The following is a 24,363-nucleotide window of genomic DNA, read 5'->3' as shown; positions in this document are numbered from 1 at the left end:
CCTCCGACAGCCATCAAGGAACCAAGAGTGACCAGCACAACCGAACGCCCGATCCCCAGATCGCACCACACCCAACCGCCTATGGCAGCCTTCGCCGGACCGGACCAGCCGCGACGGATCCCCGCCGACCAGCGACCGTGGCTCCGCGCCGCCGTCGCCCAGCACTACACGACCGGGACATCCATCCGCGACATCGCCACCGAACTAGGCCGCTCAGAAGGCTTTATCCGCAACCTGCTCGACGAAGCCCACGTCCAGCGCCGCCCCGCCGGCCGGCGACCACGCTCCTCCGCCGCCGGCACACCGGCCAACCAACCCCATCGGACCAGAACACCAGATCACCCTCACCTCCCCGCCGCGCCACCAGCCACCTGTGAAACATGCCTGATGCCCGCCGACCTCGATCTGCACCTGCGACCCGCCGGCAGCTGGGACAACCACCACATCGTCGACGTCCTCACCAGCGCCGTCGCCGCCACCAGCATCGCCCGATGGATTCTGCCCACCGCGCAGACCCGAGCCCGATACCTGCAACGACGCCTCACCCAGCTGATCACCAGCCGCATCGCAGCCGGCAAGGTCCGCGTCGCCGAACACGACGGACAAATCATCGGCGCCATCGCCTGGACCACCTGCACCGAAACCGGCCCTACTCGCCAGGACCACGGACACGCGCTGCTGCTGGACACCGCCGCCGACGGACACCGCACCCGACAACTACGCACCCGGCTCAACCAGCGGCACCCGACCCGCCCGCACCACCACCTGCTGGCCATCGGCGTCCACCCCGCCCGCCGACGCCAAGGAATCGGAAAACTCCTCCTGCACGACTGGCACCGCCAGCTGCCCACCGACCCCGCACCGGTGTTCCTGCTCGCCCCGGATCTCCTGTTCGGCCTGGCCAGCAGCGCCGGGTACCACACCCTCGGCCACCCGATATCCGCAATGATCAGCGCCCCGCCGCTGTACGTGATGTGGCGACCGACAAATGGCCCGGCACCCGCACTCTGCGCGGCGGCCGGAACCAGCCCGATGCGGACACCGACAACGCGGGCCGTGACGCCACCAGACACCGGCGACCACCCAGACGCGCGGTCCACCCGCAACACGCCATGTCGGGAGGAGCAATGGCAACCGCCCGCCTGACCGTCAAGTCTGCCCACCAGGGCGACCCCGACGCTGCCAGGCAGCAGTCGCACTCGGCGGCGACCCCCGCCGTACACGTCGTCTCCGTGATCGGCAGCATGCAACCGCAATCCACCAGTCGAGCACTGGCATGTGCCATCGTCGACGCCCTCACCGCGGGCCGGTGGGTTCACGCCCATACCCACGACATCATCGACCTCAGCCAGCCCTGCGCCACGTCAGCTGGCCAACCCGCTTTTTTCGAGCTCCACCGCCGGGCACGCACCGCCGACCTACTCGTCGTCGCTACCCCCACCTATCACGGCACCTACTCCGGCCTACTGAAAGCCTTCCTCGACCCACTGCATCCCGGCGCCCTTGTCCAGACCACCGCCGTCATCGCTGTCATCGATCCAGCCGGCAGAGGCCACAGCGCCACCGCCACTCTGCTCGTAAAAATCCTGACCAGCGTCGGCGCTCGCCTTCCCACCCGCCCACTGGTCGTCAACGGCCCAGGAGGCCCCAGAGCGCGAGCCAGCCGCTGGGCCGCCACCCACGGAACGGCGATATGCGCCGCCCTCAGCGGCGGGACAACACCGTGAGTCACCACCCCGATCGTGACCCAAGAACCGCCGCGGACCTCGCCGCCCTCGACAAATTACTCGGCCTCCGACCGCCACCCCGACCGGCCCAAGCCGCGACACCAGCGACCAGCTCGGCGCGCGACGACTTGGACACAGCGCTCGCAGCGGCCTGGACCGCCGCCCATGCACGTGCAGCTGAAGAACACCGGATGCGCTGGCACACTCGGTGGGCCCGCCTGCGGCGGCGTTACCTCAGCAATGACCCACGTCCGCCGCTGGTCAAGTACCTGCCACCGGATTGGATGACCTACCTGCTCTGGTACAGCCGGCACGCCAACACGTGGGTACTCGAGTCCCGCGACGCCGATCGCCTGCTCATCATCGACGCCAACACCAAGCTCGGCCCGCGCGAGCTCTACGCCGCGCAGACCTGGGCCTGCACCCGGTGGGCCACGATCTTCGACGACCCCTGCTACACGTGGCTCCCAATCACCGTGACCAGCCGACACGGCTGGACCCCCATGCACAACCCGAACTGGCGCACCAACCCCTTCTACCACGACCTGCACCCACCCCGGGCCATCGACGACTGCTGCATCTAGAACGACGGCATCCCGTCGTGCCGGTCGGTTTCGATCCGCCTTTCCCGACCTGACCACCGCGCACACCGACGCGATCCGCCAAGTACGCCCTAGCACACTCGCACGAGCGCCCTCTCGTCTTCGTTGCCAACGCCGACCATTGGCGACAAGGCCTGTACCACGACCTGCTCACCGTTTCCTCCCTGCGCTCGTGAATGGCTCCTATACGCCAAGTCGTCAGGCATAGAAGGCACATCGATCTCCTCGGTACTGTGTGGACCGCACCGTCACGTGTACGGACAGAGACTCCTGACGAGACGTGACGGGCGCCAGCTACGCACAACGGGGGTGCCAATGAACGCGTCCGACGAAGCAGGCTCTCTACAGCGAGTCCTTGAAGAAATTCTCCTCAGGGACTGGCACCGCCCCATCCTCCAACTCCTCGCGGACGGACCCAAACGGTACGTCGAGATCAAGGCGGAGCTCCTACGGCGATATGACTCGCCGCCTGGCGAGGGCCAGATCAACTCAACACTTCGCCAGCTGCGCGACCTCGGTGTAGCCGCCAAGCAGGATGGTGTGCGAGGACAGTGGAGCGCCACGACGCTGGGTGAAGAAGCCGTAAGCGAGTTGGACTACCTCGATCATCTGATGGCCAGCGATCCGGCGCCGCGGACGGCTGAGTACCTGTCACCAGAGGACTACGCCGCCGGTGCCGCCCGCTTCAATCCATCCGTTCCACACCCGGCTCGCCGCTACAACTACTGGCTGGGTGGCAAGGACAACTTCGCTGCTGATCGCACCTCTGCCGACGAGTTCGAACGGCTCTTCCCCGGCATGCGAGCGGGTGTACGCGCCAACCGCGATCTGCTCGGCCGAGGCGTCAGCTTTCTCGCCGCCGACCTGGGGATCCGGCAGTTCCTCGACATCGGAACCGGCCTGCCGACAGCCGATAACACACACGAGATCGCACAACGGACCTCCGCCGACGCGCGAGTGGTCTATGTCGACAACGACCCGATCGTGCTCAGCCATGCCCGCGCTCTGCTTAGGGGCTCGCCGGAGGGCGAAACCCAATACATCGAAGCCGATCTCCGCGATCCAGGGAGCATCGTGCACAGCACGGTAGTGCGTGACACTCTGGACTTCTCGCAGCCGATTGCCTTACTGCTGGTTGGCGTCCTGCACTTCATCCGCGGCCAAGGAGCAGCGAAGCCGATAGTCCGACGGCTGGTGGATGCGCTGCCACCCGGTAGCGGCCTCTTCGTCACTCATGTCACGAACGACTTCCAGCCGCCAGAGGTCGTTGCACAGCACGAGCATATGCAGCGCCAGGGCCGCTCGGACTTCTGGATGCGCAGCAAGGATGAGGTGACCGACCTCTTTGCCGGCCTAGAGATCGTGCCGCCCGGCATCGTCCCCGTCACCGAATGGCGCCCCACGCCTGATACGCCGAGTCTGGACCTCCGGGTGGTAAATGCCTGGGCTGGTATCGGCCTCAAGCGCACGTAGCCCGAGCGCGCTGGATCCTAGGTCTACGACAGATCACCGCCAGGGTTGCCCGCAGTGCGGCATGGACAACTCCGTCCAAATATGCGTAGCTGTAAGATGATTCACGTTCGAAGCCACGGTTCGCGATCGATGCCGGGAAGCGCGGACGGCCGGAACGGCAACGAGAAGCGCTAAAGACGCACGGGGGACAGCGAGAGGTGACAGAGCCAGACCAGCAGCCGACGGCTGACGAACGCCGTCATCTCCTCAAGACGGTGCTGAAATACACGTGGTACAAGCCTGTTCTCCAGGCGCTGGGGTCGGGACCTGCTCGGTACGTGGACCTTGCCCGTAACGTCAAGGATCGAGCCGGTAACCCGCCCGTGGAAAGTCAGCTCAACCTGGCCCTCAAGAGCCTCACCGAACTGCAGCTTGCGGAGAAAGAGGATCCGGCCGACGTTCGAGCGAACTGGAAGCTCACAGAGCAAGGGCACGTCACGCTACGGGATCTCGGTTACCTCGAACTCGTCCAGCGTGGCAGACACCGAAACAGCACGCCGCCTGCGGACACCGCATCGATCGACCCCGACATACCGCACCCGGCCCGCCGATACAACTATTGGCTGGGCGGCAAGGACAACTTCCAAGCTGATAGAGAATCGGCCGAGGAGTTCGAGGCCTTGATGCCTGGCTTGCGAGACGGCATCAAGGAAAACCGGGACGTGCTACGCCGTGCGGTGCGCTATCTCGCCGCGCAGGGAGTCCGCCAATTCCTCGACATCGGTACCGGCCTGCCGACCGCTGAGAACACCCATGAGGTGGCGCAGGCCGTAGCGCCGACGAGCAGGGTGGTCTACGTCGACAACGACCCGCTCGTACTCAGTCATGCGCGCGCCCTGATGACCAGCGCGCCGGACGGCAAGACCCAGTACATCGAAGCAGACCTGCGCGAGCCGGATCAGATTCTGCAGAGCGCCGCCGTACACGAAACTCTCGATCTGACACAGCCAGTGGGCGTGCTGCTGGTCGCCGTCTTGCATTTTATCCCCGGCGATGGTGCGGCCAAACCCATCGTTCAGCGCCTTATGCGCGGGGTTGCTCCCGGTAGCTACCTGGTCGTGACACATGGAACGCAGGACTTCGCGCCGGCCCACATCGCAGCAGGTCACGAAGCGATGAGGCGCCAAGGACGCTCCGACATCTGGCCCCGGGGCAGACAAGAGATCACGGACCTGTTCGACGGCCTGGAGCTCGTAGAACCCGGGATCGTCCCGAACACCAAGTGGCGTCCGAGCCCGACCACACCGGATCTGGACCTGCACTTGGTGGCCGGCTGGACCGGCGTGGGATACAAGCGCGGCTGACCTGCGCGCAGCACGGACAGCTCAGGACCGGCTGCATTCGTCGCACGGGTCGAACGCCAGGCTACGCCGGCGGCCGAGAGACACCCTTTGGCCGCCAGTTCGGGCACCTTCTCGGCCGCAGATCGCATCGCCGGTAGTCCCAGGGTAGAAACACCATAGCCGGTACACCGTGCTGTCCCAGCGCACCCAGTAAGCGGCTTGCTGTGCTACCAGTCCACGTCTCGCCGTCGACGAGTGACCCGCGATTATTCGCTGTCGTCATCAGGACCGCAATCAAGCGCACGAGGGGTCCGCCTGCGGAGAGTCCCGCAGAGGACCGGGAGCGACGCTCATGAGCCGAGGCGCGCGCACCAAACGGAGTGAGTCCAATCACACCTAAGCGGAAACGCTTCACCGGCAACGGATCAACTTGATCGTGGAAGGCGAAGCGCCGTATGCGGTAAAACGGATTCGCGCAAGTTGCGAATCATCCACCTGCCTGACGGGGGGTACGTCACGTGTCAAAGGTGTTCGACCAACTCGCTACCCGCGTCCAGCGGGCAAAACCCAGACCGCCCATCAGCCCAGTCCTCACGGCGTCCGAAGAACCACGAATGCGCAAACGACCACGTCGCCATGCGCCGCCTCGTCACGGACCGCGTTAAGCGGGAGGGCGCGGAGGCAGCAGACGGCAGACGGCTTCGAAATCCCCCGGAGATATCGCCGCATACTGAATAGCCTAGTTGTGACGCAACCTTCCCGCGGTTCTGCGAGCAGCAGGCGAGACCATTTCCAATTAGTCACCCGGCTATCCAGGGCGGTGCGCAAACGTCTCACTCACGCCGCCTGACTTCTATCAGCGCGAGTTGCATCACCTTCCACGCAGGCGAGTATCCGTCGGCGTATCCCATGCGTAAACGCATCCATGGCACTAACCCGCACATCTCCTAGACGGCCAACGCCACAACGCGGCACCTGTCTAGCGCCCGGGTCACACCCAGCCCTGTTGGAGGTCGACGACATGACCGTCAGCCCACACTCCCAATCGGCACCGATCCGAGGTCAGCGCACTAACGAGGAACTCGCCAGATGCGTGCGGATGTGGCGCGAACGGCTTAACCCTGACGATATGCCGGAGATCCACGCTCGCAGGGCGCGTCGACCACGGCGCCGACTCGTGAGCCAGACGCAGGTCGCGATGATGATCGGCTGTAGCACCCAATGGTACAGCCAGCTCGAACTCGGCCATCTACAGAACTACTCCGACGATTTCCTGCAACGCGTCGTGCAAGTTCTGAAGTTGGATACCGATGATATGACGTTACTGTTCCTACTGGTAGGCAGAGAACCCCGGAAGATAACAGCTCGCGTCGATCTGCTCGGCCTCGAACGCTTGCTCGACGCCCAGCCATGGCCAGCCTATCTCCGCGACGAGGCATGGGATCTTGTCGGATGCAACAGATATGCTCACGACCTGTTTTCAGGGTGCCGGAGTGGCCGCATTAACGTGATGCAATGGGCCTTAACAAACCCTGACGCTCGCCGATACCTTCATCAATGGGATACGGCATGGGCGCCCTGGTTACTCGCGAAGCTCCGGACCACCCAATTGCGCTACCCGGGCAATAGGCGCATTGGGGAAGTGGTCACTGAGATCCTCGCAGTAAACACAGACGCCAGACGTCTTTGGGCAAGCCCGCTCACTTCCCTGCGACCCATGGTCGCCGAGATCTCACTCAAGCTCCCGTCAGAGTTCAAACCTCACCCTATTCACGTTGTCACGCTGGAGCCTCATCTTGCTCCAGGCCACCGACTGACTGTGCTAATCCCCGCTGTACCAACGGGATGCCAAAACGCGGCGTCGTCCGCAATCCCGGCTCCGGCGAAGAATGGGCTCCATTCAATTCGACGCACCGTGGCCTCACTCAATGACCGTTGAGCGGTGCTGGGTCGCGATGCTTATTGCAGAAGGACCAGCGCGACGGCGAAGTCACGGCGACCGCTGGGCCGCGAGGATTCAGTGATCAGCGGTACAGCGTCTCCGCCTCGCGAGACAGCGGCCGGGCTCGCGAGGCATCGGCCGTTGAGGGGTTTGCTTGCGGCGGTGGCGTGCGTATTGACCGCACAGCGGATCCTGTTGGTAGCGTTGCCGTGGCTGGTGCTCACCAGCACGGGCAGTCCGACGGCAGCCGGGCTGGTCAGCGCCGCGCAGACTGCGCCCGTCTTAATCACCAAGATCTTCGCCGGGCCGCTATTGGATCGCGTCGGGGCAGCCCACATCGCGGTGGCCGGCGACGTGGTCAGCGCCGCAGGGATGGTGTTGCTCGCCAGCATGAGCGCCCCGCCGCTGTGGCTGATCGCAGTCGTCATGGCCGCCGTCGGAGCGACGGACGGGCCATCAGCGGCAGCGAAGACGGCGCTCCTGCCGGAGACGGCCGCAGCGTCTGGGCGCGGCGGCCTCCACCGCAGCATCGGACTGATGACGACCGTCGAACGGGCCGCGACCACCCTGGGCCCGGCCTTGGCGGGCCTACTCGCCGCCGAGCTCGGCGGCCAGCACGCTCTCTTCGCGGCAGCCGCGCTGTTCACCACGGCCTCGCTGCTTATCCGAGTCTCGGCCTTCGACCTGCCGCATAGGCCGACTGCCAGCGGCTATTGGCGTCAGCTCAGCGAGGGCGCCCAGGTGGTCCGGCGTGACCGCACGCTGGTCTGCCTGGCCCTGATGTTCGCGATCACCAACTGGCTCGACCAGGCTCTCCTTATCCTGCTGTTTCCACTCTGGGCCCGAACCCGTGGCCACAGCCCGGCGCTGGTCGGCACAGCGATCAGCGCCGCCGGCGCGACCGCCACGCTCACCGCCCTTGCCACTGCATACATCGGCTACAAGCTCCCACGACGCGCCACCTACCTGTGCGCAGCGACCGTCTCCGGAGCCACCCGGTTCGTCGTACTCGCCGCCGGCTTCCCAGCACCTGCGGTGGTCACGGTGTACGCGATCGCCGGCCTTGGTTCCGGCCTGATGAACCCGCTGCTGGACACCGTTCAGCTGGAGCGGATACCTCCACCAGTACGCGGCCGAGCTCTCACCCTGATCGGAGCTGTCGCCTGGATCGGTATCCCCGCGGGTGCCATCACCGCCGCAGCATTGATCGCAACGTTCGGGCTCACGCTCGCGCTCTGGATCTGCGCAGTCCTCTATCTGGGCGCTACCTTGTTCGCAGGCTGGCAAGTCAGCTGGCATCCATCGTCAGGATGCAAAATCATCTCTGATGACGACGGCGCTGCAACCGCTTAGGTTGCAGGGCATATGCCCAGCTCGGTGGTTCAGCCGCCCGATACCCACGTCCATTCTTTGCCGCCGGAACGCGACATCGCGGCGACATAGATGTCTCGACCTCCCAGGCGCGGCCATCCAGCGCTGCTCGCCGCCGCGGCGTACTGATCGGATCCGGCGGCCACCGTGGTCGACGCCCGCCACGATCGATCCCTCCGGCAACGCGCAGGACGGGCATTACCGCGCACCAGCAGTGACGAACTCGCGCACTAGCTGTCGTGGTTGCGGGCTGAACAAGGCCAATGTGCGTCAGCGCTGCCACGGCGGGACGCGGGTATTGCCTGCCTGAATTCGGTGAACGGCACCCAGCAACGTCCGAGTATGCCGGCGACGGTGCCGGTCTATCTGCGTCCGGACCCTAGGTCTCCCGGACGACGTGTTCACACCGTGGCGGTGACGATCGAGCGCGCGGCAGAGCGCCGCGCGCGGCGGACGCGGCACGGTCCCACCCGGTCCGGCTCGGCGCAAGCCCCACGGCGGCACCGCGGTGGTCCGGGACCTACGTCGCTGTCATCGCCGGGGCTTGCACCGCGCTCGGCCGGGGGTGGGCCGGTTCGTGCCGTCCCACCCGGCGGCGCCTGATGAGCGCGCCACCGGGACTCGCTCGACACGCGGAGGTCCACGTGACCGTCGAAGACGACCCCGTTCATGACGTCCTGGCAGCTCTGTCCTACTACCTCAGCCGCCCCCTTCCGGAGCCTCTGGCCGACCTCGAGCGGTTACACCGTGACCGGCCCGGCGAATCCCCCAGCGACTACCGCGCGCGGGTCCTGCACGCCGCCGGCTCCGGTGACCGCACGTCGGCGCTGCGGGCTCTGGGGCGATCCCTGCGAGAGCGCGCCGACGAGGCGCGCATCTCTCTGCTGATCCGCGGTGACGCGGGCTGGCCTGCCCACGTGGACCTCGACCAGGTGCCGTGCTTGTGGGTCCGCGGCAACCCGGATTTGCACACCACCTTGACTCATTCGGTCACGGTCACCGGCGCTCGGGCAGCCACCGACGAGGGAAAGTTCCTCGCTGCGCAGATCGGGTCCGATCTCGCCGACGCCGGCTTGACCGTCGTTACCGGGTTGTCGGTGGGCATCGACGCCGCCGCGGCCGCCGCTGCGTTCAGCTGCTCGACGGCGCCGGTCCTCGTTGCCGCCGGCGGTCTTGACCAGCACCCCGGCCCCGAACTGCGAAACCTGGCCGGCCGAGCCGTCAAGATGTCCTCGCTGATCAGCCCCTTCCCGCCAGGCTGTGACCGGATCACCCGGCGGTGGAACTACCGCGACACATTGCTCGGCCGACTCAGCGCAGCGACGGTCCTCATCGAGGCCTCAACATCAGCCGGCACCGCGACCGCACACGCTGCGAGCACCTCAGGCCGGCTGGTGTTCGCGGTGCCAGGATCAGGCGCCTCAGCGGCCTGGTCGAGCTGCGCCCAACTGGTCGCCGACGGCATCGCCCAGCCAGTCGCCGGACCGGCCGCTGTGCTAGCTGCGCTACGAGCCGCGGCCGGGCACGGCCCCGTTGCGATGCTCGGCGCGTTCGGCGAAATCGCCAGCACGGGCAACAGCGGCATGCGCCAGCGGCCGGCCGAGCCGGCGTCGTGAACAACTGCGACGTGCGCTCCCGCACTCGGCGCCAGTCTGCCAGCAGTTCCGCGACAGCCGGCAGCGGTGGGTCCGCCGCCGCGACGGCGGCTTTGACCGCGGCCGCTATGTTCTGGCTGTCCTGCACGAAGCGCCCGCGAAAGAGTATTGCCTCGCACACCACTACGCCGGATCGTACCCTTCCCTATTAAATCTGCGTGTCGATGCAGCACGCGCAGAGGATGGTCATGCCTGGTTGGCGGGTGTTTTGGGTGCCACAAGAGCACGTGGGCAGCGGTGTCCGGCGAGCGGTTCTGGACGGGTGGGGAGACCTTCCGCAGCGGGAGGCGGTCGCGGGCATACGTGCTGGTGACCCGATCTTCCTCTCGCCTGATTGTCGCGTTGATCCACTGCTTGGTTCGTATGTCCGATCGAGGACGTTCCGCCGGTACACGACGGAGACGAAGCGGAACTACGCCACGGACCTCGTGCTGTTGCTGACGTTCTTGCGGCGCCGTGGGCGTGGGTGGACCGAGGCGCGATCGCGTGATCTGACCGACTTCGAGGACTGGCGCCGGTTCGCCGAGGCGAATCCGAAGCGGATCGGTGGGTCGAAGTGGGATCGGGAGCAGGCGGCGTTCTACTCGCTCTATAAGTGGGCGAAGGACAACGGGCACGTGGGTAGCATCCCGGTGTCGACGGTGCAGAGCCGGGATTATCACGGCAGCCTCGTGACGACGCCGACGCGATCGAAGGACTCGAGGCCGGCGAACGTGCATTGGCTGACGCCGCGGACCTGGCGGCGCTGGATCGATGTGGGGCTGCGCGGGCACACCGCGGCCGGGGTGGTCGAGCCGGGGTGGACCGGCCGTACCGAGGATCGCAACGTCGCGTTCGTGCGTCTGCTGGTCTCGTCCGGCCTGCGGCGGGCCGAGGGCGGTTCACTGCTGACCTTCGAGGTTCCGCAGCGGCGGTTGGAGGGTGGCCGCTACTACCGGGGGCAGGTCGCGGCTCAGGTGACGCGGGGCAAGAGGATGCGGACGTTCTACATCGCTTCCGAGGCGGTCGGTGAGGTCGAGGTTTACGTCGAGTCGTCTCGGGCGCTGGCGGTGCGGCAGGCCCAGCGTTTGGGCCGCTACGAGCATCTGGCGGGCATGCGGCTGGTCGACGAGGTCACGCGGGGGCTGAAACCGAAGATCCGCTGGCATGACCGGCTGGGCGTCGAAGGCGAGCGGGAGCTGAACCTGCTGACGGCCGGCGAACGCGCGTTGCTGTTCACCGAGGGGCGACGGGGCCCGGAGCCATTGTGGTTGTGGTTGAACGAGCAGGGACTTCCTTTGGGTATCCACTCCTGGGACGGGGTGTTCCGGGAGGCGAACCAGCGGTGCGCGCGGGTGTTGACGCCGCCGGCGTGGCTGGGCATGGACCCGCATCGGGTGTTCGCCCCGTATGCCACACCGCACTCGGCGCGGCATTCGTTCGCGCTGTACATGCTGGTCGTCCTGGAGCGGCTCACGGATCTGCGGTATGGGCTGAGCCCGGAGGAACGCCGAGACTTCCGGCTGCTCTACGGTGATCCGTGGTTTCTGGTTCAGACCTTGCTCGGGCACGCCTCGCGGGACACGACCGTCCGGCATTACCTGGCCCCGGTCGCCGACCTGCAGCTGCGATCGATGCTGGATGCGATCGACGTCCCGGCGCGGGCACCGATGCCAGAGCTGGACGACACGTTCGCGCGGATCGCCCGCGAGTCCGAGGGGATTCAGGACTTCGGCGACGAGATCACACCGCCGGGAGCCGGGGCATGAACGGCCGCGGGATCAGGGCGTCGCCACCTCCGGCCGATCACGCAGCGCCGGAGGTGGCGTCGGAGAACGGGCTGCTCGTCCATCACCACAACCGGCGCGGCATGGTTCGGTCCTATGACTTTTCCAGGTTGCCGGTTGCCGAGCCGATGCAGCGGTCATTGGCGGTCCTGTTCGCGGCCCGCTGTGTTCCGCACCGCTGGTCGGTGCACGCCAGCTCGCAGGGCCATTGGTATTGGGTGAAGGCGTTCGCCGAGCTGGTGGCGACGGTGGAGCAGCCGCCGGCTGACCTGGACGAGCTAACTGCCGCGCACGTCAAGAGGTGGCGGCTCGGCGCCGGGAGCGCGGCCGGCTATCGGGCGGTCGCCCAGCTGCTGCGCCAGGACCCGCGGTTGCGGTCGGGGCCTGCGGCCGATGAGCTGGGCCGCAGGATCGCCTTGCCGGCCTCCAAGGTCCAGTCGTACGCGCAGGTGGACTTCGACCAGGTGAAGCTGGCCGCGCAACGAGATTTCCGAGCTGCGTTGCAGCGGATCCGCCGCAACGCCGCGTATCTGCAGCGGTGGCGGGCCGGGGCGTTCGATCCTGGCAGCCGCGAGTATGTGATCGGCGAGGCACTGGACTTGTTGGCCAGGACCGGCGATCTACCGCGGACTCACAACCCAGTGAAGGACGGAACGATCCTCGGCCGGTACCGCAGCGCCCTGGGCGGCTGCGGCTACGACGTGACGTGGAAGCGGCTGTTCCTGTCGTCGCGGGAGGCGGTGTCATTGGGGGTGTTACTGATGGCGACCTTCGGCTGGAACCTTTCGGTGATCGACACAGCCGAGGTCCCGCGGGCACTGCCGGACCAGGGCACGGACGGGCATCCGGTCTACCGGATCCCGGTGGAGAAGTTCCGGCGGGGACCGCGGCTGCATTTCGAGACCAGGAACGTCGCCGACGACGGCGCAGCCTCCAAGGGACGATTGATCACCGAGGCACTGGATGCTACCCGCTACGCCCGGGCGGTGGTTGAGGAGTTGACCCCGGGTACGGATCTTCTCGTGGTCTGGCGTGCTGCCAAGCGTGGGCAGCCTCGGCGTGAGCTCGATCGGCATCCGCCGGTCGGGAAGTTCCGGTTCGGCATCGACAGTCAGACCGCCACGAAGTGGGGCCGCGGCTTCGGGCTGGACGGGTCGCCGTTCCAGCGGGGACGCCGCACCGTGCTGGTTGTCGACCGGCGGGAACCGGCCCAGCACAGCCAGGACACCCACGACCGCAACTACGCCCTGGTCGACAAGCGGGTCCAGGCCGAGGCGATCGCGGTCGTCGCCGCCGGCGCCGATGAGGCCGTCGAGAAGGCCCGCACGGCGATCCTGGAGGCGCAGCTGGTGGCCGGACCGCTCGCGGGTGACGTGCCCACCGCGATCGCGGACTGCCAGGACATGACGGCCAGCCCTCTCCCGACCGCCGATGGCCGCTGCGCAGCGTCGTTCCTGATGTGCCTGGGCTGCCAGAACGCACACATTCACCCTGGCCACCATCCGCGGCTCGCCTACCTGCACCAGGCGCTGGGCGGACTACGCTCGGCGTTGCCGGCCGCGACCTGGCAGGCCGACTGGGCGGACAGCTACACCCGCCTGGAAGATCTCAAAGGCAAGGTCGGAGCGACAGTCTGGAACACTGCCCTGACTCGTATGACCGAAGCCGACCGGGACACCGTCGGGCTGCTGCTGACCGGAGACCTGGACGCGTGACCGCCGTCGCCGAACCCGACCCCTATCTGCTCCCGCTACCGGGCCCGGAGACGCCGGTCATCCGCGATGATCTGATCGTCGGCGCGAGCCACCGCGGCAACGCTCGCTTCAGCGACCCGCGATGGCCCCTGGACCTGCTGTCGGGCAACCCGAGCGGCGCACGCACGTCCATCCTCTGGACCAAGTGCCCGGCGGTGTTCGAGTCCGAGCTTCGGCTGGCCGCCTGGAACATGATCAACGGGCAGCTGCGGCCGAGTTTCGTCAAACGTAAGCAGCGCGGGGCGATGCGGCAGCGGGTAAGCGCCGGCCACCTCTACGGCACCGTCCTTACTTGGATGGATCTGGCGTCGTGGCTGGCCACGCAAGGCATCAGCACGCTCGCCGCCTGCAACCCGGACGTGTTGGACGCCTACGCGCGGCACCTTGCCGACTCCGGCGCCAGCCGGGGCAAGCTCGAGAAGGCCACGGCAGCGATGACGCGCCTATGGGCATTCGACCAGCTCAGCGCCCGGCCGTGCGGGATCGGGCGACCCCGGTGGGAAGACATCGGGGTCGACGACTACCTGCCGGCCGCCACCCCCGGCGGCGAGAACGCCACCGAGCCTCTGGCGGAGGCCACGATGGGACCGCTGCTGCTCTGGGCGATGCGCGTGGTCGACGACTTCGCTGATGACATCCTCGCCGCCTCGGCGGAGTATCGGCGCCTGATGGCCGCCGCGGCCAGCACACCCGCCACGCCGCAAGGGCTGCAAGCGGTGTGGGACTTCCTGGTTCCGCGCGTCGAGGCCGGGCTGCCGCTACCTGCCATCGCCATGAGCGGCACGATGCGAGTGGCCAGGCACTACATCGCCGACAGCGTCGGCGCGCAGGTCCGCCAGGTCGACCAGGTCCTGGAGACGCTGCTGCAGAAACGTCAGCGGGGAAAGACCATGCGCAGGCCCAAACGGGGGCCGTTCACTCTCAACCTGACCGGGCGGTGTCCGCTGGACGCGCCGATCAGAGGACGAATCTCTGGCCAGCCCTGGCGCCCAGCCATCGACATTGACGAAGCTCACACGCTGCTACGGCATCTGGGCACCGCGGCGTTCATCGTGGTGTCGTACCTGACCGGCATGCGTCCCGGAGAGGTCCTCGGACTGCGGACCGGCTGCTGCCCCGATCCCGATCCGGACGCTGGATCGGGACACCACCTGATCCGCGGCAACGAATACAAGGCCGCGCTGGACGAGGACGGCAACCACCTATCGACCGGGATCGAACGAGGCGTCCCGTGGGTCGCGATCACGCCGGTGGTTAACGCGATCCGGGTCCTGGAACGCATCGTGCCGCACGGGGCTCTGCTGTTCGACGCCGCGGCACATAGCTCCTCCGAGCTGCGGTCACCAGCCGCGGGAGCGATCAGGAACTCGACTCTTCACGACCGAATAGAGTCGTTCGTGGCCTGGGCGAACGAGTTCGCCGCAGCGCACGCGCTCGATCATGAGGTCATCCCGCTCGACCCGCACGGGCCCATCGGGACCAGGCGCTTCCGCCGCACGCTGGCCTGGCACATCGCCCGCCGGCCGGGCGGGCTTGTCGCTTTGGCCGTCCAATACGGGCACCTGCGCACCGCTGTCTCCGGCGCGTACGCCTCCCGAGGCCGCGGCGGCATCGACGACCTACTGGACGTGGAAACCATCCGCGCTGTCGCCGACACGGTCGCCGACTTGGGCGAGCATCTCCAAGCCGGCGGCGGGGTATCGGGTCCCGCGGCCCGTCACGCCATCAAGACCGCTGTATCCGGACCGGCCTTCGCTGGCGCCATCATCAACGCCACCACTGCACGCCGCCTGGCCGCGAACCAGGACATCATGCTTTACGAGAACCCCAACGCGTTCCTTCTCTGCCGGTTCCGCCGCGAGCAGGCCCTCTGCCAACGCGACGGCATCAGCGACGCGCCGCGACTGGACCAGTGTCGCCCGGAGTGCGGAAACGTGGTTCGCACCGACCACCACGCCAGCCAACTGCAAAAACGAGCAGACCTCCTAGAATTGCGCGGCGCCCACGCACCGGGCCCGATCGGCGACCGTCTCCGCGGCAACGCCGCCAAGCTCCGATCCTTCGCCGAGCACCACGACCACACCCGCATCACCCTGCAGGAACCCGCGCAATGAGCGATATTCCAGATGAACGAGCCCGTATCCGCGAGGCCATGCAACGCATCCTCGACGGAACCCCGCACAACTCCACCGGGGCACTGACGATCGTCGCTCTCGCTCACGAGGCCGGCGTGCCCCGCAACGCGCTCACACAGCGGCATCCCGACCTCCGCAACGAGTTCTACGAGCAGGTGAAAAAACGCGGGGCAACGCCCGACGTCGAGGTCCGCCTGCGGGCGCAGATCGCCAAGCTGAAGAAGACCGCCGCGAACAAGGACAAGGAACTGACCCAGCTACGCTCCGACGTCCCCGAACTCGTCCGCGTCATCAACCAGCTCACCGCAGAGAACGCCGAACTTCGCGAGGCGTTGAAGATGCCGCCGGCCAATATCGTCCCCCTGCGGCCACGGCGGCCATGAGGCCACGGAGGGGTCAGTCGCTGAATACGCAACCATCGCACCGGCCCGACGCCGCTGCGCTTTTCGGCAGCCAGGCGACCAGGTCCACTCTGGCGACCGCACTATTTCCGATCGCGTTCGTCCGCGACCACCCTCCGGGTCATTCGTCGGGTTCGCTGAATACCGTCGATAAGCTGGGCGTTCGACTGGAGGCTAGCCATTCCGACAAGCAGGCCTTCCACGAGCGGCTGCCCACTTATCCAGATGAGCGCAGCAGAAATAGCGGACAATGCTATCGCGGGAATTAGTTGTCCGATGCCAATTCGACTTGCCGTAGACCGCATGGCGGCAAGGCGAGCCTTAAAGATCGTTCGAGGTGCTTGCCGGTGTGGTGGTTCGCGCATAGCTCAAGGCTATGAGCGAGGCACTCGCTCGGCTAATGACACGTGTGCATATTTGAGGCCTGTCGTCGGTGTTCACGGCTTGCTATGCTCCGCAGTAAAGCCCTACCGGGCAGGGAGCGTCTCATGTCGAGTGCTACCAGCCGAACCCGCGACAATCTGGCGCAGGTCATCCGCGCCGACCGTTTGCGTCGCGGCCTGACCCAACAACAGTTCGCCGCTCTGATCGGCGTCAGCCAACCCGAGGTAGCCCGCTGGGAGTCCGGACGGATCCGCGAGATCAGCGTCCATACCCGAGAGCTGCTGGCCGACGCGGGAATCGACCGGGCTCTTCTCGGAATCCACGGGTACAGTTTTGAAAAGATTAGCGCGGACTTGCAAGCCGTTCGGGAAATAACCAACAAGGTAGGCAACCTTCGACTTGCCCTAGCTGTGCTCGATCCGCCGCTGGCGTGGCTAGAGAGCAGATGGCACTCATCGGCCTATCAGGCCGGTCAGGCCGAGACCGAATTGATGGCGGGAATGTCGCTTGCCAAAGCTGTCATCCTGACACTGATCTCCATTGACACCAACACGGCCACGCCCTTTCTAGAGCTAGCCGAGTTTGCGTACCACCGCATTCACGACGACGTGCGTCGGTGGGACGGTTTATCGGAGACTCTAATTCTCGGCGGCAATCAGAATCGCAAGCGCGGACGGCTGGAGGACGCGGCCGGCGACCTGGCGAAGGCGGCGGAGTTCGCCGGGCAGGCAAACTTCAACGTCCGCCAAGCGGAGGCACTCGGCCTGCAAGCGTACGTCCGCGCGGAGCTGGGCGACCGAAGAACCTGCCTCCGAATCATCGAAGCCGGTCAGGTCGCTTTCGACCGACCAACCGACGCACGGTCGTCCACAAACGCGGGCGGGTTCAACCTCGCCTCATTCGAGGAGATCCGGCTACGCTGCGAACTACTCGCGGGCAGCACCGCCGACTGTGTACGAGCTGCCCGTCAAGTCATGCTGCCCAACGGCATGACTAGCCCATGGCAGATATTTTATGCGAATACCGCAGGTGGTCTATTGGCCCGAATCCGCGATCCCGGATGTCTGCACTGGTTTGAATTGGCATTGAACGCGGCAATCGCGCACTCTCTACCGGAACAGCTGATGCGTACGGCCCACTTCCTAGCCGCGGTTCCCGGACGGGAGAGTGAGCAGCTCACAGAACGCGCGAACCTTGCCTTCGACGAAATGACGAAAGGATGACTGCGTCCGTGCCATCAGGAGAGCTTGCTGTGGTCCTCCCGTTCTACCCTCATGCCGGCACCGGTGCGGCGGTCGACCAGTTGCATGACGCCGTCGACAAGGCGCGGGAGATTGGCGCGCTGTGTGTCGTCGTGGAGGACGGCTGCGCGTTACTTGACGGAACCGGTGATTATTACCTGCACACCCGTCTAACCTCGAACTCCGGAAAGATCGCGGCTACCCGGGCCGGGATCGAAGTGTTACGCCGTGCCGGATTCCAGGGATTCGTCGGCGTTTGCGACTGGGACGAGGAGCAGGACATTCGCGATCTTGCCGCACTGCACCATCACAGCCGATACCGGAAATGTAACGTTGTTATCGGCGATCGATACGGTTTTCACCCCGCCGAGACCTGGCCGCCGCACCGACACGCCGTCAACTATGTTCAACGATGCGTCGCCAAGACGCTCGGCTTCGATGCCCACGACCTGGTCAGCGGCCTTGTCGGATGCCGGTGGGAGTTCGCCCTCAAGTTTCTGAAGAGCTCCCGCGCGGAGCGGCTCGCGGTCGGCTTCGACTGGGCTGTGCTTGCCTTCCTTGGTGGTTACGATCTACAGCAAATCCCGGTTCGGGCGCCAATGCGCAGCGCCTCGACGGACGCCATCAAGCTAGCCGACACCTTCGCGATCATCGCGCGATATGGGAATGAACTCGCAAAGGCCGGTCGCAGCAGTCTGGTGACCTTCGTGGAAGCCCTGGCCTTTCAACTCCGCGCCGGCCGGGCGGAGTTCGACGTCCCAGTCGGCTTGATCGGAGGTGATCGGCGCTGCACAGCCCGCCGCCTGGGCGATGCCTACTCATGGAGCCTCGATGAGCCACTCCTGTAAGCCTCAGAGTATCGAGGTCACCTACCCGGGCGGAGTCCCCAGGTCCTATTTGATGGCCTTACGCCCTATCGGCGTACGACGTGCAGTGGCTCCGGCAAGACTTTCGTGGCGAAAGATCAATTGGTAGGCAACTGGGCCGAAGATGGGTGCTTACACGCCCGTCGAGCCGGGTTCAGCCGCTTCGGATCTGCCCACGAAGATCTTGCCAGAGCCACCGGAACCCGTACGCCGACAGATGCACGCGGTATCCGTTCCAAGGCATGATGGCACTATGACGCGTCGGCGGCGTTTCTGGGTCGTCTTCGGCGTTGTCGTCGTCGCCTTCGTCCTGACAACGACGGTGAGCGTACGAGCCACCCTGAGCACTGCCGGCACGCTGTGGGGTGTGATCAGCGCGCTGGTCGCTTTCGGTTCCACGGTGACCGGCATGAAGCTGCTCAAGCCCGCCGGTGCGCCGCCGGACGGCGCGGATCTCGAGGGTGCACTTGTGGCTGACGTGAGCCGTCAACTACACGAGGAGGAGCGCCGGCAACGGTTGAACGACCCGTGGCCGATACCGGTGCACCTGACACCGGCGGATGCGGCAATCACCGACCACTGGCAGGTGATCCGGGCGGGAGACGGTGACTGCACCCCGCTGCCGCTCACCGGGGACCTCTCGCAGATCGACACCCTGTTCTCCGCCGTGCCGTCCGGGCGGATGGTGCTGATCGGCCCGGCCGGCTGCGGGAAAACCGTCGCTGCGCGCAGGCTCGCGGTGCTGCGCGCGGACACCTGGCAAGCCGGCCGTCCGGTACCCGTGTTGCTGTCTCTGGCGGCGTGGAACGTCACCCGGCAGCCGCTGCGGCACTGGCTGGTACAGCAGGTCGCCGACGATCACCCGGCGGTGCCGCAGGCCAGGGCCGTGGCCCGCACACTGTTGGAAGCCGGCCGGCTGCTGGTGATCCTGGACGGTTTCGACGAGTTGCTGCCGCAGGCCCGCCGGCGCGCCCTGTCCGAGATTAACCGGAACCTGTCGGTTACGCAGCTGCTGGTGGTCACCAGCCGCGCCGACGAGTACACCGCGGAGGTCACCGCCAGCGACGTGTTGACGGCGGCTGCCGTGCTGCGGCTCCAGCCGGTGCCTTTGACGACCGCATTCACTTTCCTGCAGGAGGCCGGTCCGCCGGTAACCGCGGCACGGTGGCGGGACGTGCAGGCGCGGATCACCGAGCAGGATCCGCTCGCCCTGGTGCTACGGACGCCGCTGTTCGTGACCATGGCCCGCGGCTTGTACGACACCGCCGCGGCTGATCCAGCCGATCTCCTCGACCGGGCCCGGTTACCCGATCGTGCCTCGCTCGAGCGGGCCCTGCTCGACCAGTACGTGGATCAGGCCGCTCGCCGCATCGCAGCAGGCAGCGGGGCCGGCGTCTCGACGCGGCAGGTAGCCAGGGTGCACCGGCATCTGCGGACGCTAGCCGCCCTGGTGCGTACCGGCCGCTCCGGGGATCTCAGTTGGTGGCAGACACCCCGGCTGGTGCCCGCCACGGCGGTCGCCGCCCCGATCTGCGCAGTGCTCGCCGTCCTGGGCGCGGTCAGTTGCGCGGTGGTGCTCGGCGGCCGCTGGCAGGTGCCCTGCACCGCGCTGTTCGGCACCCTGACCGGCATCGTCGTGCTGGTGATGGCCGGGGCCGTCGTCCTTCCCCCGCGGCCACCCGACGGCGCCCGACACATCGGGACGCCGCGCTGGGTGCGAGACCTTCCAGCGCCCGCCCTTGTCGCCGGGGCCGGCGCTGTAAGTCTCCTGGCTGCTGCCGCCGGTGGGGTTGTCGCCGCGGTCGGCGCCGGAGCGCTGGTCGCGGATCTCATCGGTTTGCTATTCGTCGCTGTCGCCACGGTGTGGGTGCTGTCGCCGTCATGGGTGGACCCCCGCTACGCCGACCGGGACCGGCGCCGGGAACGGTGGCTTTGCGCGGCCCTCGCGTTCGCGTGCGGAAGTGCGGTGTACGTGATCGGTGGTGTCGAGGGGCAGACGGGCCCCGGACGGGTTCGTCAGTTCGCCGCGCTGACCGGGTTCGCCGTCGCCGCGGTGGTGAGCGGGATCAGCGCCGGTCGTCGGCCTCGTGGGCAGCCGCGCCGTACGCGGACTCCTGCGTCGCGGGCCCGTGTGGTGCTGAGCTGGCTGGTAGCGGCGACCGTGGTGGCGGTGCCGGCCGTGGCCGGTCCGGTTCTGTGGTGGGATGCGGGGCAGGCGGTGCTCGTCGCGGTGATGTTGTGGGCGGGCGGGCACACCCTGGCCGGGATGGGTCCCGGATATCGCGCTCCGCGCCGGGTCGCCCCCCGGCTCGGTGACACCGCTTCGGTTATCGTGCCGCGTGTCGGCTTGGGCGCGGTTGCCGGCGCGATCGGCGTAACGGTGATGACGCTGCTGTTTCCGCCGCTTTCCTGGCCGGTGCGGTGGGCGGCCGGGCAAGACCCGGGCGGTGTGCCGATGCCGGCGCTGCCGGCGTTGTCGGACATGGCGCCGTTCGTGTTCATCGGCGCTCTGGCCGGGCTGCTGGTCGGGGTGCTGCGCTGGGTTCTGGCACCGGTCGATCATGGCCAGGCGGCGGGTCCTCGGCAGGTGCTTCGCACCGACGCCACGGTGTTGGGGTTGCTGCTGGCCATGCCGGCCGCTGTTGCCGTTCCGCTGGCTGCCGCTCTGGTTCGGCAGCACCCACACCGGCCCACGTTGGTATTCGTCTGCGCGGTGCTGCTGATCACGCTGCCGGTGCTGGTCGCGATCGTGCGGACGTCGGCGTGGCTGCAGTACCGCACGGCGCATCTGTGGCTGGCGGGCACCGGCCGGCTGCCGTGGCGTTTCCTGCGCCTGCTTGAGCAGGCCCGAGATGCCGGCGTGCTGCGACAGACCGGCAGCTCCCATCGGTTCCGGCACGTGCGCCTGCTGCATCAGCTGCACGTACCTGCGACGAGCGGGGCTGGTCCCCGTCGCCGTGCCTGGCCGCCGGAGGTGTGGCCTGCGGCTTGGCGGTGGTCGGCCGGCGCCGGCGTGAGCCTGCTCATCGCCGGGGGCGCCGTGCGTCAGGCCGACGTCGCCGAGACCGCGGCCCGGACTTCGCCGACGCTGGCCGCGCCGACGCGGCAGGATCTGCAGCGGCGCGGCGTCTGCCCGCCCGGATGCCGGGTGACCGGGCATGTCACCGTCGCGCATGAGTCCTGGGGCCAGGTCACAGTGTTCACCACGGTCGACGAGAGGGGTGATGAGCCGATCGCTGGTGTCGTTGTCACCGACCGGACCGGGAAGGTGCGTTGGCAGCGGGAGTTGGACGCGTGGCCCGAGCTCACAGTGGCCCGCCGGGACCGGACCGGCAACGTGTTCCTCATCTTCAATCCCGGCGACGACGACGGGGTGGTCGTGCTCCGCCCGGTGCGTCACGGCTTCGCCGAACTCGGCCCGTCGCCGGAGGATTCGTACTTCTTCTCGAGTGAGCTCGTCGACGCCGGCGACGGTGCGTACGCCATCGACCGCATCAACGACTGTGAGACGTCGTGTGCCGATGGCACGGTGACCCGCACCCTCTACTACTGGACCGGCAAAAGATACCGTCCTTGACGAGCACACGCCGGGCGCTCTGCGCACCTCGTATCGGGAGTTGATCACCCGCTTCGGGAAGGCACGCGGTTCGGTGGCGGCTTGCTCGTCGAGCCCGGATTGAGCCTGCAACGGATCTCTGCCTACGAAAATCTTGCCAGAGACCTTGCAGTGCAGAGCCGCGTACGTCGCGAAGTGCTCGGGAGCCATCAACGTCAGGCGTCCGCGGCAGGAGGCCACGAAAGCCTGCCGACTACGCCAAGTCACCGTCGACCCGGTGCAGCCATGTCCGAATTTGCCGACGGAGTTTACTAGATGTCGGCTTGGTTCGAAGTGAAAGCTTCGGTAATGCCCGCAGCCTCTCACGCCCTGCCTAGGATCTCGGCGCTAGCGTTACACGAATCCAGAGAGGTACGGAAGTGGGAGACGGTGCCGTCAATGCAGCGATTAATGAACTGACAGGATTGCTAGTGGGCGCCCCACAGCAATGGGTGGCGGCTGGCGGCGGCGCTTCTTGGCCCATCGTGTCACACGGGGATTGTGTTGTTTCGACGTGGGAGAACGAACTTGTCATTACTGCCGCATTCGCGCCATCGACTATGGCGGCCACCGCGCTGGTGATGCACCCTCGTTTGCGCAGGCCAAGAGTCGTTGACCTAGGGAACAGCTCGTATGCAACAGGAGTCCAAGAGCAGGTAACCGCGTTCGTTAGGAGGCACTCGATTGGAGGCCTTCTTCCTTTGGGTATCTGGTTCGATAGAAGCAGCGGGCAGCTCCAGGTTGTTCTCGATGTCAACAGGGTGTTCGGATTGACAAATGATCGCCCGGAGGATCGGGCAATCATGCTCGCATTTCTGAACGAACAGACCTCAATCTTCTATCCGGACGCTGATGGTGGTGAAAGGTACTGGCAAGTGCCGCAGGATCAGGCGTTGCCGCTGGACCGAGTTATAAACGAATCTGTGACTCTGAATTCGTGAGCACTTCGCGCTCTCAGGCCGCGATCCGACCGGAGGACGGACTCGATCGATGACTCAGCGTGGTCGACGATCCGCGACGTCGGGTCAACCGGGTATTCCGTCCTTGCGTACGCGGCTCAGCGCTCAAGGCAGTACGCCGACAGCCCCCGCCCAGGCCTCGCCAAGAAGAGGTCGGCCTAGGGCTGAGGGAGGCTCAACACGATAACTTGACAGGGAAGTGGCTGGCGGCCCGGTTGCGCTACGGCATGATCGACCGAGCCGACGGCTTCCTGTGCGGAGCGCTCGTCCTGGGTATCCCCATGCACCCCGCGGTGCTCACCGGCCCGTTCCGCTGTCGGAGCCCTACCGGCAGAGCCTGGAGCTCGCCCGAGTCTCGTTGCTCGACCCTGTCCCGGCCAACGGCGAAACTAGGAATTTGGGACGAGATCGAATGGCATTGACTGATGTTCGCAGCCGCGTCAGCTCGAAGGCGTATTCGAAGGCACATTTGATCGCCGGCCACGTTCTCTCGGGCCGACATCGGCGCCGACCCTTGGGTGGCCGCCTCTCTGCGCCGGTGGACGGCGTTCCGTCTGGCTGGCGCTTCGTGCGATGGCTGCCTCCGGCTTGTGTCGGCGATTCTCGGTCTCGCGTCCGGCGCGTTGGCATTCGCCGCGTAGACAAGTCATCCCAAGAGCGATCATGCCCACCAACGCCACAACAGCTGCTACGAGAACCACGTACCAAGATCCGCCTCTCAGCGCGAGAGTAGCCGGCACTCCCGCGATGGGGCCGAACATCGCGGTGATGAGCAGTGGGTTTGTGCCCCTGCCCTCTCTCGCACTCATGAAGTCACTCCGTTCCGTCGCACGAACCCCTGACCCCGTGGACTGTTTGCGCCGCGGCGTACCGCGCAACACGCCGCCCAGGTCGGCACTTCATCCCAGCCCTGAACCGCCAGCAGGTCCATGACGCGAATGACGCCCCGCTGACTACTAGTCGTTCACAAGTTAGCGAACGACTAGTAGTAGGTGAAGTCTGCTGCAGCTCAGCCAGTTAATGGGTCGATCGCTTGTGGCAGCCCCCGGAGCCCATTGAGGCACATTTGCAGGCCGCCTTCTAGCGCAGTCGATAGGCCATATCGACGCAACACGGACACATATCGCCTGCTCAGGTCATTGGCCAGCCGCCGATTCGGGTTTTTCGCCC

Annotated in this window: 16 protein-coding genes and 1 pseudogene; all 17 read left to right on the top strand. The window is 66.5% G+C overall.

The window, feature by feature from the left end:
- Positions 1–81: 81 nt before the first annotated feature.
- Positions 82–270 (top strand): annotated as a pseudogene (locus A3CQ_RS64020) (helix-turn-helix domain-containing protein); the annotation flags it as partial.
- Positions 271–387: 117 nt separating this feature from the next.
- On the top strand, positions 388–1,146 hold the full coding sequence (locus A3CQ_RS57390; RefSeq protein ID WP_020511755.1) for a GNAT family N-acetyltransferase: 759 nt from the start codon (positions 388–390) through the stop codon (positions 1,144–1,146).
- Entirely contained in the window at positions 1,128–1,727 is a 600-nt protein-coding gene (locus A3CQ_RS57385) for an NADPH-dependent FMN reductase (protein WP_020511754.1), read from the top strand. Before A3CQ_RS57390 ends, A3CQ_RS57385 begins: the two co-directional genes overlap by 19 nt.
- Before the next feature lie 191 nt (positions 1,728–1,918).
- Positions 1,919–2,311 carry a hypothetical protein gene (locus tag A3CQ_RS0114980; RefSeq protein ID WP_020511753.1) on the top strand — a complete coding sequence of 131 codons (393 nt, stop codon included), beginning with the start codon at positions 1,919–1,921 and terminating at the stop codon, positions 2,309–2,311.
- Positions 2,312–2,644: 333 nt separating this feature from the next.
- Positions 2,645–3,802: an SAM-dependent methyltransferase gene (locus A3CQ_RS0114975; RefSeq protein WP_020511752.1), complete on the top strand. Its 1,158-nt coding sequence runs from the start codon at positions 2,645–2,647 to the stop codon at positions 3,800–3,802.
- A gap of 197 nt (positions 3,803–3,999) precedes the next feature.
- On the top strand, positions 4,000–5,145 hold the full coding sequence (locus tag A3CQ_RS0114970) for an SAM-dependent methyltransferase (RefSeq protein WP_245577233.1): 1,146 nt from the start codon (positions 4,000–4,002) through the stop codon (positions 5,143–5,145).
- 904 nt (positions 5,146–6,049) lie between these two features.
- The gene (locus A3CQ_RS64015) at positions 6,050–7,063 is read left to right on the top strand and encodes a helix-turn-helix domain-containing protein (RefSeq protein ID WP_369076488.1); all 1,014 of its coding nucleotides are present in this window, start codon (positions 6,050–6,052) and stop codon (positions 7,061–7,063) included.
- A 3-nt stretch (positions 7,064–7,066) separates the two neighbouring features.
- Positions 7,067–8,419: an MFS transporter gene (locus tag A3CQ_RS52870; protein WP_084699078.1), complete on the top strand. Its 1,353-nt coding sequence runs from the start codon at positions 7,067–7,069 to the stop codon at positions 8,417–8,419.
- A gap of 662 nt (positions 8,420–9,081) precedes the next feature.
- Positions 9,082–10,053: a DNA-processing protein DprA gene (locus A3CQ_RS0114960; RefSeq protein ID WP_020511749.1), complete on the top strand. Its 972-nt coding sequence runs from the start codon at positions 9,082–9,084 to the stop codon at positions 10,051–10,053.
- 467 nt (positions 10,054–10,520) lie between these two features.
- Entirely contained in the window at positions 10,521–11,840 is a 1,320-nt protein-coding gene (locus tag A3CQ_RS0114955) for a site-specific integrase (RefSeq protein WP_020511748.1), read from the top strand.
- A gap of 146 nt (positions 11,841–11,986) precedes the next feature.
- Positions 11,987–13,573 (top strand): hypothetical protein, encoded by a 1,587-nt coding sequence (locus A3CQ_RS0114950; RefSeq protein WP_157295879.1) that lies wholly within the window; start codon positions 11,987–11,989, stop codon positions 13,571–13,573.
- Positions 13,570–15,726, top strand: coding sequence for a site-specific integrase (locus tag A3CQ_RS0114945; protein ID WP_020511746.1), 2,157 nt, complete (start codon positions 13,570–13,572; stop codon positions 15,724–15,726). Before A3CQ_RS0114950 ends, A3CQ_RS0114945 begins: the two co-directional genes overlap by 4 nt.
- Entirely contained in the window at positions 15,723–16,130 is a 408-nt protein-coding gene (locus A3CQ_RS0114940) for a hypothetical protein (protein WP_040432415.1), read from the top strand. The genes A3CQ_RS0114945 and A3CQ_RS0114940 overlap by 4 nt, the downstream gene beginning before the upstream one ends.
- Positions 16,131–16,636: 506 nt before the next feature.
- Positions 16,637–17,755 carry a helix-turn-helix domain-containing protein gene (locus A3CQ_RS0114935; protein WP_026205713.1) on the top strand — a complete coding sequence of 373 codons (1,119 nt, stop codon included), beginning with the start codon at positions 16,637–16,639 and terminating at the stop codon, positions 17,753–17,755.
- Entirely contained in the window at positions 17,752–18,621 is an 870-nt protein-coding gene (locus tag A3CQ_RS0114930) for a glycosyltransferase family protein (protein ID WP_157295877.1), read from the top strand. The genes A3CQ_RS0114935 and A3CQ_RS0114930 overlap by 4 nt, the downstream gene beginning before the upstream one ends.
- 142 nt (positions 18,622–18,763) lie before the next feature.
- A complete protein-coding gene (locus tag A3CQ_RS0114925) occupies positions 18,764–22,216 on the top strand; it encodes an NACHT domain-containing protein (protein WP_245577232.1) in 3,453 nt (1,150 codons plus the stop codon).
- Between the two features lie 398 nt (positions 22,217–22,614).
- A complete protein-coding gene (locus A3CQ_RS60790) occupies positions 22,615–23,175 on the top strand; it encodes a hypothetical protein (RefSeq protein ID WP_157295875.1) in 561 nt (186 codons plus the stop codon).
- Positions 23,176–24,363 lie beyond the last annotated feature (1,188 nt).

Source organism: Paractinoplanes globisporus DSM 43857 (assembly GCF_000379645.1).
Classification (GTDB): domain Bacteria; phylum Actinomycetota; class Actinomycetes; order Mycobacteriales; family Micromonosporaceae; genus Actinoplanes; species Actinoplanes globisporus.
The sequence above is the reverse complement of the archived record's forward strand: the minus strand, read 5'-3'. Positions and strand labels throughout refer to the sequence as shown.

Excerpts from the sequence above, each read along its gene's own strand:
- A3CQ_RS57390 (WP_020511755.1), top strand. The coding sequence starts at position 388 with ATGCCCGCCGACCTCGATCTGCACCTGCGACCCGCCGGCAGCTGGGAC.
- A3CQ_RS57385 (WP_020511754.1), top strand. The coding sequence starts at position 1,128 with ATGGCAACCGCCCGCCTGACCGTCAAGTCTGCCCACCAGGGCGACCCC.
- A3CQ_RS0114980 (WP_020511753.1), top strand. The coding sequence starts at position 1,919 with ATGCGCTGGCACACTCGGTGGGCCCGCCTGCGGCGGCGTTACCTCAGC.
- A3CQ_RS0114975 (WP_020511752.1), top strand. The coding sequence starts at position 2,645 with ATGAACGCGTCCGACGAAGCAGGCTCTCTACAGCGAGTCCTTGAAGAA.
- A3CQ_RS64015 (WP_369076488.1), top strand. The coding sequence starts at position 6,050 with ATGGCACTAACCCGCACATCTCCTAGACGGCCAACGCCACAACGCGGC.
- A3CQ_RS0114950 (WP_157295879.1), top strand. The coding sequence starts at position 11,987 with ATGCAGCGGTCATTGGCGGTCCTGTTCGCGGCCCGCTGTGTTCCGCAC.
- A3CQ_RS0114940 (WP_040432415.1), top strand. The coding sequence starts at position 15,723 with ATGAGCGATATTCCAGATGAACGAGCCCGTATCCGCGAGGCCATGCAA.
- A3CQ_RS0114935 (WP_026205713.1), top strand. The coding sequence starts at position 16,637 with ATGTCGAGTGCTACCAGCCGAACCCGCGACAATCTGGCGCAGGTCATC.
- A3CQ_RS0114930 (WP_157295877.1), top strand. The coding sequence starts at position 17,752 with ATGACTGCGTCCGTGCCATCAGGAGAGCTTGCTGTGGTCCTCCCGTTC.
- A3CQ_RS0114925 (WP_245577232.1), top strand. The coding sequence starts at position 18,764 with ATGGGTGCTTACACGCCCGTCGAGCCGGGTTCAGCCGCTTCGGATCTG.